Origin of the sequence: Nocardiopsis mwathae, from assembly GCF_014201195.1 — a bacterium.
Lineage (GTDB): Bacteria > Actinomycetota > Actinomycetes > Streptosporangiales > Streptosporangiaceae > Nocardiopsis_C > Nocardiopsis_C mwathae.
In genome coordinates this window covers 5,016,709-5,032,951 of sequence record NZ_JACHDS010000001.1, presented here as the reverse complement: position 1 = coordinate 5,032,951, position 16,243 = coordinate 5,016,709, and the positions used below count along the sequence as shown (strand labels likewise).

Annotated in this window: 16 protein-coding genes; 3 read left to right on the top strand and 13 right to left on the bottom strand. The window is 72.6% G+C overall.

What is annotated here, in order from left to right; all coding sequences use genetic code 11:
- From HNR23_RS22220 to HNR23_RS22165, 12 genes are all read right to left on the bottom strand, one after another.
- Positions 1 to 786, bottom strand: coding sequence for an ABC transporter ATP-binding protein (locus HNR23_RS22220; RefSeq protein WP_184078390.1), 786 nt, complete (start codon positions 784 to 786; stop codon positions 1 to 3).
- Complete coding sequence (locus tag HNR23_RS22215) at positions 783 to 1,778, bottom strand: iron chelate uptake ABC transporter family permease subunit (RefSeq protein ID WP_184078388.1); 996 nt, start codon at positions 1,776 to 1,778, stop codon at positions 783 to 785. The genes HNR23_RS22220 and HNR23_RS22215 overlap by 4 nt, the downstream gene beginning before the upstream one ends.
- Positions 1,775 to 2,806, bottom strand: a complete 1,032-nt coding sequence (locus HNR23_RS22210) for an iron chelate uptake ABC transporter family permease subunit (protein WP_184078386.1) — start codon at positions 2,804 to 2,806, stop codon at positions 1,775 to 1,777. Before HNR23_RS22210 ends, HNR23_RS22215 begins: the two co-directional genes overlap by 4 nt.
- Complete coding sequence (locus tag HNR23_RS22205; RefSeq protein ID WP_184078384.1) at positions 2,803 to 3,801, bottom strand: ABC transporter substrate-binding protein; 999 nt, start codon at positions 3,799 to 3,801, stop codon at positions 2,803 to 2,805. Before HNR23_RS22205 ends, HNR23_RS22210 begins: the two co-directional genes overlap by 4 nt.
- Before the next feature lie 126 nt (positions 3,802 to 3,927).
- Entirely contained in the window at positions 3,928 to 4,776 is an 849-nt protein-coding gene (locus HNR23_RS22200) for a siderophore-interacting protein (RefSeq protein WP_184078382.1), read from the bottom strand.
- Between the two features lie 76 nt (positions 4,777 to 4,852).
- Positions 4,853 to 5,107, bottom strand: a complete 255-nt coding sequence (locus HNR23_RS22195) for a phosphopantetheine-binding protein (RefSeq protein ID WP_184078380.1) — start codon at positions 5,105 to 5,107, stop codon at positions 4,853 to 4,855.
- A complete protein-coding gene (locus HNR23_RS22190; RefSeq protein ID WP_221308877.1) occupies positions 5,104 to 5,772 on the bottom strand; it encodes an isochorismatase family protein in 669 nt (222 codons plus the stop codon). The genes HNR23_RS22195 and HNR23_RS22190 overlap by 4 nt, the downstream gene beginning before the upstream one ends.
- 7 nt (positions 5,773 to 5,779) lie before the next feature.
- Positions 5,780 to 7,390 (bottom strand): AMP-binding protein, encoded by a 1,611-nt coding sequence (locus HNR23_RS22185; protein ID WP_184078376.1) that lies wholly within the window; start codon positions 7,388 to 7,390, stop codon positions 5,780 to 5,782.
- Entirely contained in the window at positions 7,387 to 8,583 is a 1,197-nt protein-coding gene (locus HNR23_RS22180) for an isochorismate synthase (RefSeq protein ID WP_184078374.1), read from the bottom strand. The genes HNR23_RS22185 and HNR23_RS22180 overlap by 4 nt, the downstream gene beginning before the upstream one ends.
- A 16-nt stretch (positions 8,584 to 8,599) precedes the next feature.
- Positions 8,600 to 9,382: a 2,3-dihydro-2,3-dihydroxybenzoate dehydrogenase gene (locus HNR23_RS22175; protein ID WP_184078372.1), complete on the bottom strand. Its 783-nt coding sequence runs from the start codon at positions 9,380 to 9,382 to the stop codon at positions 8,600 to 8,602.
- Positions 9,383 to 9,666: 284 nt separating this feature from the next.
- Positions 9,667 to 10,263, bottom strand: coding sequence for a GNAT family N-acetyltransferase (locus HNR23_RS22170; protein WP_184078370.1), 597 nt, complete (start codon positions 10,261 to 10,263; stop codon positions 9,667 to 9,669).
- A 551-nt stretch (positions 10,264 to 10,814) separates the two neighbouring features.
- Entirely contained in the window at positions 10,815 to 12,020 is a 1,206-nt protein-coding gene (locus tag HNR23_RS22165; protein WP_184078367.1) for an MFS transporter, read from the bottom strand.
- 118 nt (positions 12,021 to 12,138) lie between these two features.
- On the opposite strand from HNR23_RS22165, the gene HNR23_RS22160 reads away from it, so the two are divergent.
- Positions 12,139 to 13,110 carry a LysR family transcriptional regulator gene (locus HNR23_RS22160; RefSeq protein WP_184078365.1) on the top strand — a complete coding sequence of 324 codons (972 nt, stop codon included), beginning with the start codon at positions 12,139 to 12,141 and terminating at the stop codon, positions 13,108 to 13,110.
- Positions 13,111 to 13,167: 57 nt separating this feature from the next.
- Positions 13,168 to 13,950 carry an alpha/beta fold hydrolase gene (locus HNR23_RS22155; protein ID WP_184078363.1) on the top strand — a complete coding sequence of 261 codons (783 nt, stop codon included), beginning with the start codon at positions 13,168 to 13,170 and terminating at the stop codon, positions 13,948 to 13,950.
- A 54-nt stretch (positions 13,951 to 14,004) separates the two neighbouring features.
- On the opposite strand, the gene HNR23_RS22150 is transcribed toward HNR23_RS22155, so the two are convergent.
- Positions 14,005 to 14,556 (bottom strand): TetR/AcrR family transcriptional regulator, encoded by a 552-nt coding sequence (locus HNR23_RS22150; RefSeq protein ID WP_343070661.1) that lies wholly within the window; start codon positions 14,554 to 14,556, stop codon positions 14,005 to 14,007.
- Positions 14,557 to 14,779: 223 nt separating this feature from the next.
- On the opposite strand from HNR23_RS22150, the gene HNR23_RS22145 reads away from it, so the two are divergent.
- On the top strand, positions 14,780 to 16,201 hold the full coding sequence (locus tag HNR23_RS22145; RefSeq protein ID WP_184078359.1) for an MFS transporter: 1,422 nt from the start codon (positions 14,780 to 14,782) through the stop codon (positions 16,199 to 16,201).
- Positions 16,202 to 16,243: the final 42 nt, after the last annotated feature.

The following is a 16,243-nucleotide window of genomic DNA, read 5'->3' as shown; positions in this document are numbered from 1 at the left end:
TCAGTCTCCTTGGAGTGTGGGGACGACCATGGGGGTGTCGGTCACCGGGTCGGGGACGATGACGCTGGGAAGGTCGAATACGTCTTTGACCAGCGCGGCGTCCACGATCTCGGCGGGGTCGCCCTCGGCGGCCACCCGGCCGTCGCGCATGGCGACCAAGTGGTCGGCGAAGCGGCAGGCCTGGTTGATGTCGTGGAGGACGGCGATGACCGTGCGCCCCTCGTCGCGCATTCGGGCCAGCAGCCCGAGCAGCTGGTACTGGTGGGTGATGTCCAGGAAGGATGTCGGCTCGTCGAGCAGCAGGTAGGGCGTCTGCTGGGCGAGCACCATGGCCATCCACACCCGCTGGCGCTGCCCGCCGGACAGTTCCTGGACCGGTCGGTCGGCCAGGTCGTCGACGCCGGCGGCGATCATCGCCTCACCGACGGCCTCCTCGTCCCGGGCCGACCACGCGGCCAGCAGCGACTGGTGCGGGAACCGCCCCCGGCTCACCAGCTGGCGGACCCTGATGCCGTCGGGGGCCAGGGGGTCCTGCGGCAGGAAGCCGAGCACCTTGGCCAGGGCCTTGGACGGGTAGCCCCCCACCTCGCGCCCGTCGAGGTGCACCTGCCCGGTGTCGGGGCGCAGCAGCCGGACGAACGCCCGCAGCAGGGTGGACTTCCCGCACGCGTTGGGACCCACGATGGCGGTGAACGCGCCGTCGGGGATGTCGAGGCTCAGCCGTGTGGACACCACGCGTTCGCCGTAGCGCAGGGTGATCTCCTGCGCGCTGAGGCGTGCGGTCATGCGCGCCTCACCTCCTTGGTCAGCAGCCAGATCAGGTAGCAGCCGCCGATCGCGGTGCTCACCACGCCGACGGGAAGTGCGACGGGCGCCAGCAGCATCTGGGCGAGCAGGTCGGCGCCTTGGAGCAGCACGGCCCCGGTCAGCGCGGCCGGGAGCAGCGGCACTCCGGCGGCGCCCGCGAGCCTGCGGCCGATCTGCGGGGCGGCCAGGGCGATGAACGCGATCGGCCCGGCCACCGCGGTCACCGTGGCCGTGCAGCCGACGCCGATCAGCACCATCAGCAGCCGCAGCCGGTTGAGCGCGACACCGGTGGTCACCGCGACCGCGTCGCCGAGCAGCGTCTGGTGCATGTCGCGGGACAGCGCGGCCATGCCCACGAGCAGGACGGCGATCACCGCGAACGGGACGCGCAGGTCGGCCCAGTCCACGCCGTTGAGCGAGCCGGCGCTCCACCCCACCGCGGCGATGGCGATCTCCAGGTCGGCGCGGAGCACGATCCACGAGTTGACCGCGGTCACCATCGCGTTGACCGCGATGCCGATCACCACCAGCCGCAGCCCGGAGAAGCCCCGGTCGGAGGAGAGCAGGTAGATCACGGCCGCGACGAGCAGCCCGCCGACCACCGACCCGGTGGCCAGCTGCGCGGACGTGCCCGACAGCACGGTGATGGCGATCAGGGCGCCGGTGTAGGCACCCGCGTCGAGCCCGATGATGTCCGGGCTGCCCATCGGGTTGCGGGTGAGGTTCTGGAAGATCGCGCCGGCCACACCGAGCGCGGCGCCGAAGACCAGCCCGGCCATGACCCGCGGCAGCCGCCATTCCGTGATCACCACGGAGCGCTCCGCCCCGGTCAGCGCGGCCAGCACCTCGCCGGGGGTGGCCCAGGAGGCGCCGTAGCAGAGCCCGAGCAGACCCAGGCCCGCGATGACGGCGGCCAGCACCGCCGATACCGCCACCGTGCGGTGTTCGGCGTGCAGAAGACGTGTGTTCACAGCGACCCCGCCCCGTAGCGGCGGACGGCCCAGATCAGCACGGGTCCGCCGAGGAACGCCGTCACGATCGCCACCGGCACCTCACCGGTGGGCAGCAGCACCCGCGAACCGACATCGGCGACCAGCAGCAGGATCGCGCCCAGCACCATCGAATAGAGCACCAGCCACGGCACCGAGCCCCCCGCCGGACGGCGGACGAGGTGCGGAACGATCAGCCCGACGAACAGGATCGGCCCGGCCACAGCCGTGGCCGCCCCGCTGAGCACGGTGATGAGCACCAGCGCCAGCGCCCGCACCCGCGCCACGCCGGCGCCCAGCGTGTGCGCCACGGTCTCGCCCAGCGCCAGGGCGTTGAGCGCCCGGCTCAGCAGCACCGCGCCGACCAGGCACACCGCGATCGCCGCCAGCGGCAGCCCCAGCGGCGCCTGTTCCCGGGCCGCCAGTGAGCCGACCGACCAGAACCGGTAGACGTCGAAGACGTCCGGGAACCGCAGCCGCATGCCCAGCGCGACACCGTTCAGCACCGCGGTCAGCGCCACCCCGGTGAGCACCAGGCGCAGCGGTGAGCTCCGCCCGACGGCGGCGACCAGCAGCGCCGCGAGTACCGAGCCGACGATCGCCCAACCCAGCTCGCCCGCCTGCCCGGCGGCCAGGCCCAGCGCCGACCCGAGGGTGATGGCGAACCCGGCCCCCGCGGTGACCCCGAGGATTCCGGGCTCGGCCAGCGGGTTGCGGGCCAGCGTCTGGATCAGCGCGCCCGCCACCGCCAGCGCGGCGCCCACGGCGACGGCCAGCAGCGCGCGGGGCGCCCGCATATTCCACACCACCACGTGGTCGTCGGTCCCCTGGAAGTCGAACAGGGCCCGCACCACATCGGCGGGAGGGATCGGGCGGGCGCCGACGCCGATGCTGAGCACGGCGACGGCGGCCAGCAGCACCAGCCCGCCGGCGAGCAGTCCGACCCGCCCGATCCGCGGTGTGCGCCTGGTGGTCTGCGCCGGTTCGGACGTCCGGCCTAGGGGGGTCACTGCTCCAGCAGCGGCGCGAACGACTCGTCGATCGCGTCCAGGGTCCGCATGGCCTGCCCGTAGGTCGCGGCCTCGGTGTGCTGGATCGGGAAGGTCTTCCCGTCCTTGACGGCGGGCAGGTTCTTCCACAGCTCCGAGTCCATGACGTACTGAACCGACTCGGGGATGCTGCCGTCGGCCTTGACCGAGTAGGTGATGGCGTCGGCCTCACCGAGCGAGTCCGGCAGCTCCTCGACGGAGGGGTACTCGCTGACCGCGCGCGAACCGGGGCCGGGCTCCTTGACCTCGCCGTAGTACGCCGCGCCGATGTCCTCGGCGATGTTGGTGCCCCACGAGCCGCTGAACTCGCGCTGGAAGGTGCCCTTGGCGACCTCGCCGTACTCGCCGATGTGCCCCAGCTTCAGCTGCGGCAGCACGTCGGAGTACTTTTCGGCCAGATCGGCGGCCTTGTTCTCGTACTCCCCCTGCACGGCGTCGAACCGATCGAGCGCGCCCGCCGCGTCGGCCTGCTTGCGGGACAGCTCGCGCCACGCCGACGGCACGGTCGGGCCGATCGCCACGACCGGGGCGATGGACTCCAGCCGCTCGACGTCGATGTCGCCGAGCACCGGGGCCGGGACGCCGATGACGATGAGGTCGGGGTCGGCCTCGGCGATCGCCTCGTAGTTGGTCTCGGCCGCCTGCTCGCCGGCCACCTTCGGCAGCTCCTCGTAGGTGGCCAGGTCCTCCTCGCTCATCAGCGGCTCGCCGCGCTGCCATGACGAGATCCCGACCAGGGGAGCGTCGGCTTCGATCAGGACGGGGACGGCGTACCCGGTGGCCACCACGCGCTGCGGGTCGGCGGGGATGGTGATCTCGCCGTTGTCCGCGGTGAACACGCGGGTCTCGCCACTCTCCCCGGAGGCGTCCTCCCCGCCCGTCGACGACCCGCACCCGGCCAGGGCGAGGGACAGAGCGAGTGCGCCGACCAGGCCCGGCGATCTGCGTGTGAACATGTGCGACTCCTTGTCGAGGCAGGCGGATACGGGTGCCTGCCGAGGTGAGGCTTGCTTTACTCAGGGGTTCTGCGGGCAGGGTGATCGGGCACAGGGGCGTTCCCCTGTGCTCCCTCTGCCGGGGTGTCAGTGGTCGTCGTCGAAGTCGGCGACGCCCCGCTTCCAGTAGCCGGTGATGTCGTGGTCGGCCTTTTCCAGCCGCAGCTCGTCGCGGACCCAGCGCCGCAGCGGCTTGATCTGCCCCGCCTCGCCCGCGGCCCACACGTACAGGCGCTCACCCTCGGGAACGGACACCGACGTCACGGCCCGCGCCAGCGCGCCGCCGGTGCCGGCCGGGCGGTCGCCGCGGTGCAGCCAGCGCACCTCGACACCTTCGGGCGCGGACATCCCGATCTCCTCCGCGGCGTCGGCGACCTCGACGAAGGCCCAACCCCTCGCGCTCCCGGGCAGCTCCTCCAGGCGGCGCGCGATCGCGGGCAGCGCCGTGATGTCGCCCGCCAGAAGGTAGCGGTCATAGGAGTGGGGGACGATGAGCCCGCCGGGGGGTCCGGCGACGTGGACGACGGCGCCCGGCTCCACGGCCTGTGCCCAGTCCGACGCCAGGCCGCCCTCGTGCGGGGCGATGTCGATGTCGATCTCGCCTGAGGCCGGGTCGTAGCGGCGCACGGTGTACTCGCGCGAGGTGGGTGTCGGGCGCGGCCAGCGCAGCATCAGGCCGTTCGGCTCGGGGAGCCGCACCGAGCCGTCCGGCTCCGGGAAGATCAGTTTCACGTGCTCGTCCGGTGCGTGGGACTCGAACCCCGCGGTGCCCGCACCGCCCAGGGTCACCCGCAGCAGGCCGGCGCCGACCATGGCGGTCCGCACGACCTCCGCCTCGCGGATGCGGATCGGATAGCCCACCTTCTCCGCGTGGCGGCCCGCCCGGACCTCCGCGATCCGGTCCAGGTGCCGGTGCCGGTGATCGGGCCGGCTCATGCGGCCCCGCCCTTCTCCGCTCGCTGCGCACGCCGTGCGCGGCCGAAGCCGCCGCGCCGGTCGCTCGGTGCCGGCATCAGGGGGTGCCGCCCGTCAGCAGCGTCGTCCAGTGCGACAGCTCGGGCTGCTCCGCCAGGTCGGGGAATTCCACCGTGGCCGCCCCGGCGGCGCGCCAGCGTTCGACCAGCGTCATGATCCGCATCGAGTCCAGGCCGCGGTCGAGGAGGTTCTCGTCGGGCGCGAGTTCGGCGGGGTCGCAGCCGAGGATCTCGGCGACATCGGCGCGGACGCGGTCGGGCGACAGCGCTTCTGGGGGCGGTGCCTGGTTCATCGGGTGGCTCCTGTGGGGATCGGGGTCGACAGCGAGGTCATCGCCTCGGCGGTGGTGGTCACGACGCCGCAGCGCTGGGCGACGTACTCGCACGCCTGGTCGTGGCGTTCGCGGGAGAAGTCGGCGACCGCGTCGGCCACCAGGAACGGCCGGACGTCGCGCATGAACGCCTCGACGGCGGTGGCCTGGCAGCCGATGTGCGCGTAGACGCCGGTGATCAGCAGCTGGTCGCGACCCAGCTCCGCCAGCCGCTCGGCGAACGTGCTGCGCTGGAACGCGCTGTAGCGCCACTTGACCAGAACGGTGTCCGCCGCGGTCGGGGCGAGTTCGGCGACGATGTCGGCGGCACGGGGGTCGGAGTCGATCACCGCGCCGATGCCGTCGCCCCAGAACTCGGTGAGCAGGCCGCGGTCCGCGGCCTCCTGGCGGCCGGGCTGCGCGGTGTAGAAGACCGGGATCCCGCGCTCGCGGGCGGTCCGGACCAGCGTTGCGATGTTGGCGGTCACTTCGGGCACCGGCGCCCCGGCATACGGTGCCAGGAAGTAGCGCTGCATGTCGTGGACCAGCAGGGCCGCACGATCCGCTTCGGGGTGCCACCGGACGCGCCCCGCGGGCAGCTCGGCGGCCGTCGGCAGATCGTAGGGCCGGATCTCGGGCAGGGCCATGGTCATCTCACTCCTTCGTCCGGGCGAGCGCGGCCAGCGCCGCCCTCAGTTCGCGCTTGCTGGTCTTGCCGACGCCGGTCACCGGGAAGCGCTCGACGACCTGGACCAGGTCCGGCACCTTGAACGCGGCCACCCCCCGCTCGCGCACGAACCCGCGCAACTCCGGACCGGTGGGCGACGCCCCCGCCGCGGGCACCACGTAGGCGCACGTCCGCTCGCCCAGGTACGGGTCGGGCACCGCGACGACGGCGGCATCCAGCACGCCCGGATGGGCCATCAGGTGGTTCTCGACCTCCTCGGCCGCGACCTTCTCTCCGCCTCGGTTGATCTGCTCCTTGGCCCGGCCGACCACCTCCAGGTGCCCGGTGGGCCTGCGGCGCACCAGGTCACCGGTCCGGTAGAAGCCGTCCGGGGTGAACGCGGCGGCGTTGTGCTCTTCGGCCCGGTAGTAGCCGCGGATCGTGTAGGGGCCGCGGGTCAGCAGGGCGCCCGTCTCCCCGGGCGCGACATCGGCCCCGGTGTCCGGGTCGACGACGCGAACCTCGTCATCGGGGGAGATGGGGCGCCCCTGGGTGCCGAGCACGGTCTCCTCGGGGTCGTCCAGGCGGGTGTAGCAGACCAGGCCCTCGGCCATCCCGAACACCTGCTGCAGCCGGCAGCCCAGCGCGGGGCCGATCCGCTCGGCCAGCTCACGCCCGCACTTGGCCCCGCCGACCAGCAGGACCTCCAGCGAGGACAGGTCGCGCTCGGTGCGAGCGGCGGCCTGTACCCACGCGGCGGCCAGTGGCGGCACCACCCCGGTGATCGTGACCCGTTCGGCCTCGATCAGCCGGAACGCGGTGTCGGCGTCCGGTCGCGGAGCCATCACCACCGCCGCGCCCGCGTGCAGTGCCCCCAGGACTCCGGGTGAACTGAGCGGGTAGTTGTGCGCCACGGGAAGTGCGGCCAGATAGACGCTGTCCGGGCGCAGGGCGCAGATCCGCGCGCTCTCGCGGACGCTGTAGATGTAGTCGTCGTGGGTGCGGGGGATCAGCTTCGGCATTCCGGTGCTGCCTCCGGAGAGCTGCAGGAACGCCACCCCTTCGGGGTCGGGGTCGGGAAGCTCGCGCGGTTCCGCCGCGGCCAGGTCGGCGAACTCCTCCGACCCGACCACCAGCACCCGCCGCACCGAGTCCACGTCGGAAGCGACGGCGCGGGCGGTGGCGGCGTGGTCGTGCCGCTCGTGTTCGCCGACGGTGACGATGGCCGCGGCCTCGCTGTGCGCGGCGAAGTAGCGCAGTTCGCTGTGGCGGTGCGCGGGCAGCGCGAACACCGGGACCAGGCCCGCGCGCCACATCCCGAACACCACGGGGAGGAACTCGGGGATGTTGGGGAGCTGCAGGACGACCCGGTCACCGGGTGCGAGCCCGGCGTCGGCCAGTCCCGCCGCGATCCGGTGGGCGCGCTCGTCGAGTTCGGTGTAGTTCCACCGGACGTCGCCGCCCACGACGGCGGTGCGCTCGGCGTACGCCGAGGCCAGCGACGTCAGCAGCGCCCCGAAGGTCTGTCCGCGCCAGTGCCCCGCGGCCCGGTGGCGCGCGGCGACCTCCGGCGGCCAGGGCACGTGATCCCCGCTCACGCGACATCCCCCAGACCGAGGGCACGCAGCAGCGTGCGGAACTTCGCGGTGGTCTCGGCGAGTTCGGCCTCGGGGTCGGAGCCGGCGACGATCCCGGCGCCCGCGAAGAGGCGGACCGTCCGGTCGCACACCTCGGCGCTGCGGATCGTCACCGCCCACTCGCCGTCGCCGTCCGGACCGGTCCAGCCGACCAGGCCCGCGTAGTGGCCGCGGTCCTCGGCCTCCAGGTCCACGATGGCCGACAGCGCCCGATCCGCGGGCACGCCGCAGACCGCGGGGGTCGGGTGCAGCGCCTCGGCGAGCCCGAGTGCCGAGGATGCCGGGTCCGCCGGGTCCGCCAGCCGTCCGGTGATGCGGGTCGACAGGTGCCACATCGTCGGTGTGCCGATCACCTCGGGGCGGGGCGGCACCTCCAGATCGACGCAGAACCCGCCGAGGACATCCGCCACCTGCGCGGCGGTGTGGGCGTGTTCACCGAGGTCCTTGGCGGAGTCGAGGAGCCGCGCGATGCGCTCGCGGTCGGTCGCGTCATCGCCCGACCGGGGGGCCGACCCGGCCAGCGGGTTGGCGGTCACGGTCGCGCCGCGCCGGGACACCAGAAGCTCGGGGCTGGCGCCGACCAGCGTGCGCGGTGCGGGATCACCGGGCGCGGTGACGTCGACGGCGAAGGCGTAGGCGGCCGGGTCGGCCTGTACCAGGCGGGCCAGTAGCGCGGGCACCGGAACCGGTGCGTCGGCGGTCAACTCCAGGCAGCGGGCCAGTACGACCTTGTGCAGATCGCCGCCGCCGATCAGCTCCAGCGCGCGGCCGACGGCGTCGGCGTAGTCGGCGGGCTCGGGGCGCGGCGTGACCGTCCACGCGGTTCCGGCATCGGCACCGGGGGCCTGCGCGCCGGCGGGGGCTCCCGCGCGCCGCACGACGGTGGGCACCACCAGGTCGGCCCGGGCTCCCGGGCGGAACCCGACGGCCCCGGCGACCACGGGGTCGGCCACCCCTGCCGCCCTGGCCGCCTGCATCGCCTGGGCGGCGGCCGGAGCGTACCCGCCGGCATCGGCCCGGACCCGGGTGTGGATGCCGTCGGCGAGCAGCGCGCCGCGTGCCGAGGAGAAGTAGAACGAGCCGGTCAGGTAGGCGGCCAGCAGGTCGGCGGCCCGGTGTACGGGAGTGGGGCGCACCAGAGCTGGTGTGGACACGTCAGCGATTCCTCTCTCAGGCGCGCAGCGTCGCGCCGCCGTCGACGTACAGGTTCTGCATGGTGATGTGCCGGGCGCTGTCGGAGGCGAGGAAGAGCACGGCGTCGGCGATGTCGGCGGGGTCGGCGATGCGGCCCAGCGGAATGCCCACCCGGAACTGTTCGGGGGTGCCGGCGATCACCCGGGCGCGGTCGTCCTCGTCGGCCCACAGCAGGCGCTGCATCGGGGTGTCGGTCGATCCTGGGGAGACCACGTTGCACCGGATGCCGTGGGGGGCCAGTTCCAGGCCGAGGCAGCGGGTGAGCATGGCGGCCGCGGCCTTGGACGCGGCGTAGCCGCCCATGCCCGCGCGCGGGACGCCGGCCGCGTTGGATGCGACGGTCACCAGCGAGCCGCGGCCGCGGGGCACCATCCGGCGGGCGATCTCCCGCAGGACGAGGAATACCCCGGTGGTGTTGACGGCGAAGGTGTCCGCCCAGTCGGCGTCGGTGGTCTCGCACAACCGCCCGGGCCGTAGGATGCCCGCTGCGGACACCCCGGTGCCGATCGGTCCGAGGTCGTGCTCGGTCCGGTCCACGACATCGGCGATCGCGGCGGCGTCCGCCACGTCGGCGGTGAACGGCACCACCCGGCCGTCGGTGCGGTCCGCGAGTTCCGCCAGGCCGTCGGAGTCGATGTCGACGGCGGCGACGGCGGCACCCTCGCGGACCAGTGCGCCGACGACGGCGGCGCCGATTCCGCTGGCCGCCCCGGTGACCAGGGCCACCGGTCCCGCGGCCCTCGGGTCCAGGGTCAGCATGAATGAGCACTCCTTGGGGTTAGGGCAGGCTAACCTTAACCATGTGGTGCAAATGGTGGCAAGGGGGACAAAGAATGCCTAAAGTGTCTCACTTCTGACCCTGTGTGATCACTGCACGTCGGCGTCGGTCCCGGAGCCGTGGATCACGCGATGGTGAACGTCACACGTGAGTTTCCCGGCCTCCGGCGCGGCCGCTGCCCGGCACCGCGCGCGGTGCCGGGCAGCAGACGTGGGGGAAGCGAAAGCTCGCGGGTGTCGGTCCGGTGCCACCGGCGCGGGCTGGCTCAGCCGCCCGGACCGCGGGTCATGGCCCAGGTGCGCGGGCCGCCGTCGGGGATCTCGTACTCGGCCGACACCTCGAAGCCGAGACGCCGGTAGAACCGGACATTGCGCACGTCGGAGGTCTCCAGGAAGGCGGGGACCCCCGCCCGGTCCGCGGCCTCGATACCGGGGCGGAGCACCGCGCCACCCAGGCCCGAGCCCTGCCGGTCGGGGGCGACGCCGACCGAGCCGAGGAACCACACCGGCTGCGTGGGGCGGTGCGGGGCCATGGCGGCCTCGGCTTTCCCGGCCGCCTCGGCTCGGTCCCCGGAGATCTCGGCGAACGTCGCGCCGAGCTCGGCGAAGATGTCGGGGGTGGTGTCCGGCGTCGTCCACACCGCGACTGCGGCGCCGCCGTCGGCCACCCATACCCGGCCGTGGTCCAGCCCGATGCGGGAGATGAACAGCTCGTTCAACCGTCGGAGGCGGACTTCGTGGTCGTCGGCGGCGATCGTGTGGCGGGTGAAGGGGTACTCCGCGTAGGCGTGACACAGAGTCCGGACCGCCCGCGGGACATCGGCGGGGGTGGCCAGGCGGACGTCGGGCTCGTTCGTGGTCATGGATTCCTCTTCTCTCGGCGGTCCGGGGCATCGTGGTGACGGACCCGTGCGGAAGGCGAATCCGGGGGCGAAAGCGAGCGCCGGCGAGGCCTGGCCCGTCGCCGGTGACGCACCGGCCGCCCGTTTCCTGCGAAATAAATGCCTTCTGCCGTGCACTCGGTTCACCGTGAAACATGGGTTCTGGCGTTTATAAGATCATGGGATGATTCTCTCTCCCCCGAAGGCTCTGCCGACCGGATCCGGCGTTGGAACGTAGCACAGGCGCGGCCGCCTCCCCTGGGCGTGAGAGCACACACGCCGCGCGGCTTCCTCGACCTCCCCTGCGACCCGCCCCGACAGCGGAGTCGCACAACGCGTCCCCCCTTCGCCTCGCCGCCGAGGTCTGCCCGGAGGTCCCCATCGTCGGCCGGGAAATGGCGAGGAAGATTCCCCGTTTCAATCCCGATATCGAGATTGAGGGCGTGATTTCGGAGGCTCGCCGACCTCGGTGACGGGGTCATCCTCTCGTCCGGATCCTCGGCCGCCCCCGGTGCGCGGGCGGGAATGGGGAACTACCGCTCGACCGCGGCCGGGGCACGGCCTCCCGAAGCGACGAGGAGGGCGCCGATCGCGAGGGCACCGGCGAGCCACATGACCGAGACGCCGCCGAACGAGTCCATGACCTGGCCGCCCGCGAAGGCGCCCAGGGCGATGCCGGCGTTGAAGACGCCCACGAACAGCGCGGTGACGCTTTCGGCCTCCTCCGGGGCGGACTTCATCATCCAGGTCTGCACACTCACCGACACACCGCCGTAGGCCAGGCCCCACAGCACCATGAGCGCGCCCGCGCCCAGGGCGGCGGTGCCGAAGAACGGGACGAGCAGAACGGCTGTGCCCAGGCCCGCGCTCAGCACGACGATCGTGGTGCGCGGGGCGTCGGCCGCCCGGGGGCCGGCCACGAAGTTGCCGACGATGCCCGCGATGCCGTAGACGAGCAGCATCGTGCCGATGACTCCCGCGCCGATGCCGGACACGCCCTCCAGCACCGGACGGATGTAGGTGTAGGCGGCGAAGTGGCCGGTGACCAGAAGCAGCGCCAGGATGAGCCCGGTGGTGACCCGGGGGTTGGCCAGGACTCCGGTGACGCCGCTGAGACGGGTGGCCCGTTCGGAGGGGAGCCGCGGCAGCAGCACGGCCATCGCCACGGCCACGACCAGGGCCAGCCCGGCGATCGCGACGAACGACTCGCGCCACCCGAACAGCGCCTGGATGTAGGCCCCGATCGGCACGCCGAGGACCGAGGCCACCGCGATGCCGCTGAAGATCGTCGCGGTGGCGGCTCCCACGGACCGCTCGGGGACGAGCCGCGGCGCCAGGGCGCCGGCAAGTGCCCACACGCCGCCCATGCCGAGGCCGATGAGGACGCGGGCGACGACCATGACGGTGAAGTTCGGCGCCCAGGCCGCCAGCAGGTTGGCGCCGGCGAGCAGCACCATGAGGGCGATCAGTACGGTTCGCCGGTCGGCCCGCCCGATGACCAGAGGAGCCGCGGGTGCGGCCACCGCGGCGACCAGGCCGGTGATCGTCAGGGTCAGCCCGGCGGTGCCTGCGGTGACCCCCAGTGAGGCGCCCATCGGAGTGAGCAGCCCGACCGGCATCATCTCGGACGTGACGACGGTGAACGTGCCGATGGCCACAGCGATGACGGCGAGCCAACCCCGTGTCGGGGTCAGCGTCTCCGCAGGTGCCGGCCGACCGGCTTCGGAAACGTTGGACATGTCGATCATCAAAACGTCGCGAATCATCGGGAACAACGACGAATCACTCATGCTTCAATGAGTCAGGCTTATCGATGCAGGTAACGTCTGAGGAGTTCTGGGAGAGGATGGGGAAACGATGGCGGCGCTGGAGATCAGGGAACTGGAGTGCTTCCTCGTCCTCGCGGAGGAACTGCACTTCGGCCGTACCGGTGAGCGCCTTTACATCTCGCAGAGCCGCGTCAGCCAGCTGCTGCGATCCCTGGAGTCCCGTATCGGCGCCCGCCTGGTGGAGCGCACCAGCCGCCGCGTCCACCTCACCCCCTTCGGTGCGGACTTCGCCGCCTCCCTGCGGCCCGCCTACCGGGCGCTGGCCGACACGGTCGAACAGGCGAGGGCCGTCGCCCGCGGCGCGCGGTCACGCACCCGCATCGGCTTCCAGGGCGCCATCTACGAGCAGGTCACCCGGGCCATCACCGTGTTCCACGAGCGGAACCCGGGCCACCGCATCGACATGACCGAGATTCCGCTCTCCGACCCGTTCGGAGCACTGCGCCGCGGCGAGGTCGACGCCGCCGTGGTGCTGCTCCCGGTCGAGGAGCCGGACCTGGTGGCGGGAGTGGTGTTCTCACAGCAGCGGGTGACCCTGGCGGTGCCCGCGTCCCACCCCTTCGCCCGGCGCCCCAGGATCGGGGCGGAGGACCTCGCCCGAATCCCCCTCATCCCGCTGGACGGCCCCGCCCCCGACTACTGGAAGAAGGTCCATTCCCCGACGGCCACACCCGAGGGCTGCCCCATCCCTCAGGAGGAGGGCGTGCAGACCCTGCAGGAGGGACTGACCCTGATCGCCTCCGGGCGCGGGGCGATGCTGCTGTGCGGTGCGACCGCCGAGTACAACCGGCGCAGCGACGTCGCTTTCGTCCCCGTCTCGGGACTGCCCGACTCGGCGCTCGGCCTGGTGCTGCCGCGCGGCCGCGAAGCGCCCCGGCTGGAATCGTTCGCCGCGGCGATCTCCGAGACCGCGGTCCGAATTCCCCGCCGGGCCCGAGAATCCCCGTCCCCGCGCATGTCGAAGAACACGCGGTCCTCCCACGCCTACCAGAAACGGTGAACTGGCCACCCATACCGGCAGCGGTCGAAAAATGCGCGGTCGATAGAATCGGCTTCCATGATTTCGCACGGAAACAGTGGCGTCCTCGTCGGCGGAACAGGCCCCGGACTCCTGCTCGCGCACGGAGCGGGCAGCGATGTCCAGGACAGTTTCGGCCCGGTGCTCGACCGCCTCACCCGCGGAAATACCGTGGTCGGCCCCGACTACCCGGGCTCCGGGCGGACACCCTCGGCCCCTGCACCGCTGGAGCTCGACGACCTGGCGGACCACATCGTCGCGGCGGCGGTCGACCGCGGTGTCGACACGTTCGCCGTCGCCGGCTTCTCCATGGGAACCGCCGTGGCGGTCCGCACCGCGGTCCGCTTCCCCGAGCGCGTGACCGCACTCGTGCTGTCGGCCGGCCTGGCCCGCGCCGACGCCCGTCTCCGACTCATCGCCGACACCTGGCGTTCGCTGGCCGCCTCCCCGGACCGCAGGGCGCTGGCGTCCTACCTGTCCCTGCTCGTCAACAGCCCGGAGTGGCTGGGGGATCGCACCCCCGACGAAATCGAGGCGCAGCTCGCCGAGTTCGCGGCGGGAACACCGGAGGGAACGGGCGACCACCTCGAACTCCTGGCCCGCGTCGACGTCCGCGCCGACCTGGACAAGGTCGCGGTGCCGACCCTCGTCGTCTCCCCCACGCGCGATCTCCTGCTGCCGCCGTCCCACGCGCGGGAACTGGCATCCGGCATCTCCGGCGCCCGGCTGGTCGGGCTCGACTCGGGCCACGCCATCGCGGCGGAGAAGCCCGCGGAATGGGCCGATCTGATCACCGGCTTCCTCACCGCCACCGGCAGCTGACATCCGGCGGGCCCGACTCCTCCGCCACCGCGGGCCGTGGCGTCCTGGCCGCCGTCAGTGCGCGGTGGCCAGCGCGGCGACGAGGGATCGGGTGAGGCGGGACCGGTAGCCCGGGTCGAGGGGGCCGTCGGTGATCAGAATGCGGAAGACGAGCGGGGCGCCCAGGAGATCGGTGGCCAGGTCGTGGTCGAGGTCGACCGGGAGTTCCCCGCGAGTGGTGGCCCGGCGCAGGATCGCGTCGACGGCCGCGCGGCGGGGCGCCAGGAGGGCGGTGCACATGGCGTCGGCCAGGGCGCGGCTGCGCTGGGCCTCGGCCAACAGGTCGGGCAGGATGCGTCGGATGTGCGGGCGGCCGAGGAGGTCGGCAGTCGCGGCGACGAACGCCGCCACATCGCCCTGCAGCGATCCGGTGTCCACCGGCTCCGGATGTTCGTCGCGCATCTCCGCGGAGACCAGGCCGACGAGCATCTCCTCCTTGGACGCCCACCGCCGGTACAGGGCGGCCTTGCCGACGCCCGCCCGCCGGGCGACCGCCTCCATGGACATGCGCGCGTAGCCGGTTCCGGCCAGTTCTTCGAAGACCGCCGTCCGGATGGTGGCCGTCACGGATTCCCGGAGCAGGGCGTTTCCCCGCGGTGGCTGGGCTGTCCTGCACATATGCGCAGGCTATTACAGAACGGAACCGTTGCGTTTCGAACCATTGAAGGTTACCGTTCAGTAGTTAGAACGGAACGGATCCGTTCCGTCATCACGCGGAAGGGGACCGGATGAGACACCCGCCCGACCCGCTCACGCCCACCGGGCCGTGCGCCTCCGGGAGGCGGATGTGATGAGTGCACGCGCAGGTCCCCGCGGCGTACTCGCCCTCCTGGTCGTCTTCATGATCATCAACTTCGCGGACAAGGCGGTCCTCGGCCTCACCGCCGACGCGATCATGGCGGAACTCCACCTCTCCGCCACCCAGTTCGGAACCATCGCGGGTTCCTTCTACCTCCTCTTCAGCGTCTCCGCCCTCCTCATCGGATTCGTCGGCGACCGCGTCCGCGCCAAACCGCTCCTCGCCGGCCTGGTCCTCATCTGGTCGGTGGCCCAGCTCCCGATCCTCATCCCCACCGCGGGCTTCGGCTTCCTCCTCGTCACCCGCATCCTCCTCGGAGCGGGCGAAGGCCCCGCCTTCCCCCTCGCCAACCACACCGCCTTCACCCACTTCCCCTCGCACCGGCGGTCCCTCCCCGCGGCGATGGTCACCATCGGCGGCGCCCTCGGCGCGGTCGTCGGCGGCCCGCTGACCATCCTCATCTCCGAGGTGTTCGGCTGGCGTGCCGCGTTCGGCGCCCTCGGGGCCATCGGCCTGGTGTGGCTGGTCGCCTGGCTCCGGTACGGCGGCAGCGGTCCCTACGCAGCCGGAGGATCGACATCGGCCGGAGCAGCGGCGCCGTCGGTGCCCATGCGGTCGGAACCGGAGAAGGTCGACGGCCGGACCGGCGATGTGTCCGACCAGGAGCGCTCCCGGCCCACGGCCGACACCGCCGTGCAGCACGAGGACGGGCACGAACCCATGCCCGACCACGTGCCCTTCCTGCGCATCGTCGCCACGCGGACGTGGCTCGGCGCGACCTTCGCGACGGCGACGGTGCTGTGGTCCCTCGCACTCGCCCTTGCCTGGATCCCCATCTACCTGGAGGACGAGGTGGGACTCAACAAGGCCGGGCTGAGCGTGGCCATCGGTCTGCCCAGTCTGTGCGCGATCCTCCTCGTGCTCAGCGGTGGCGGCCTGGCGCAGCGGCTGATCGGCCGGGGCGTCTCCTACCGGGTCGCGCAGGGCTGCGTGGGTGGAACCGCCGTCACGATCGGCGGTGTGTTCATGCTCGCGATGACCCGCGTCGAGGCGGTCCCACTGGTGCTGCTGTGCTTCGCGGTCGCGTTCGCCATCGGCAACACGCAGACTCCGCTCTCCAACGCCGCGATGTCGCACATCTGCCCGGAACGGAAGCGCAGCGCGGTGCTCGGTGCCTCCTACGCGGCGGCCACGGTGTCCAGCGTGCTCGCCCCCTACATCACCGGCCGCATCATCGACGCGGCACCGTCCCAGATGGCCGGCTTCTCCCTGTCCTTCGACCTGGCCGGGCTGCTCCTGCTCGTCGGTGGCCTGGCCGCGTTCCTGCTCATCCGGCCCGACAGCGACGCGGCCGCGCTGCGGCGGTCCGTGGGCGCCCCGGAGCGCCCCGCCGGACCGGCTCACCGGACCTGACCTCTCTCCACGAGCGATCGCCCCCACACGACGACCGCGGGA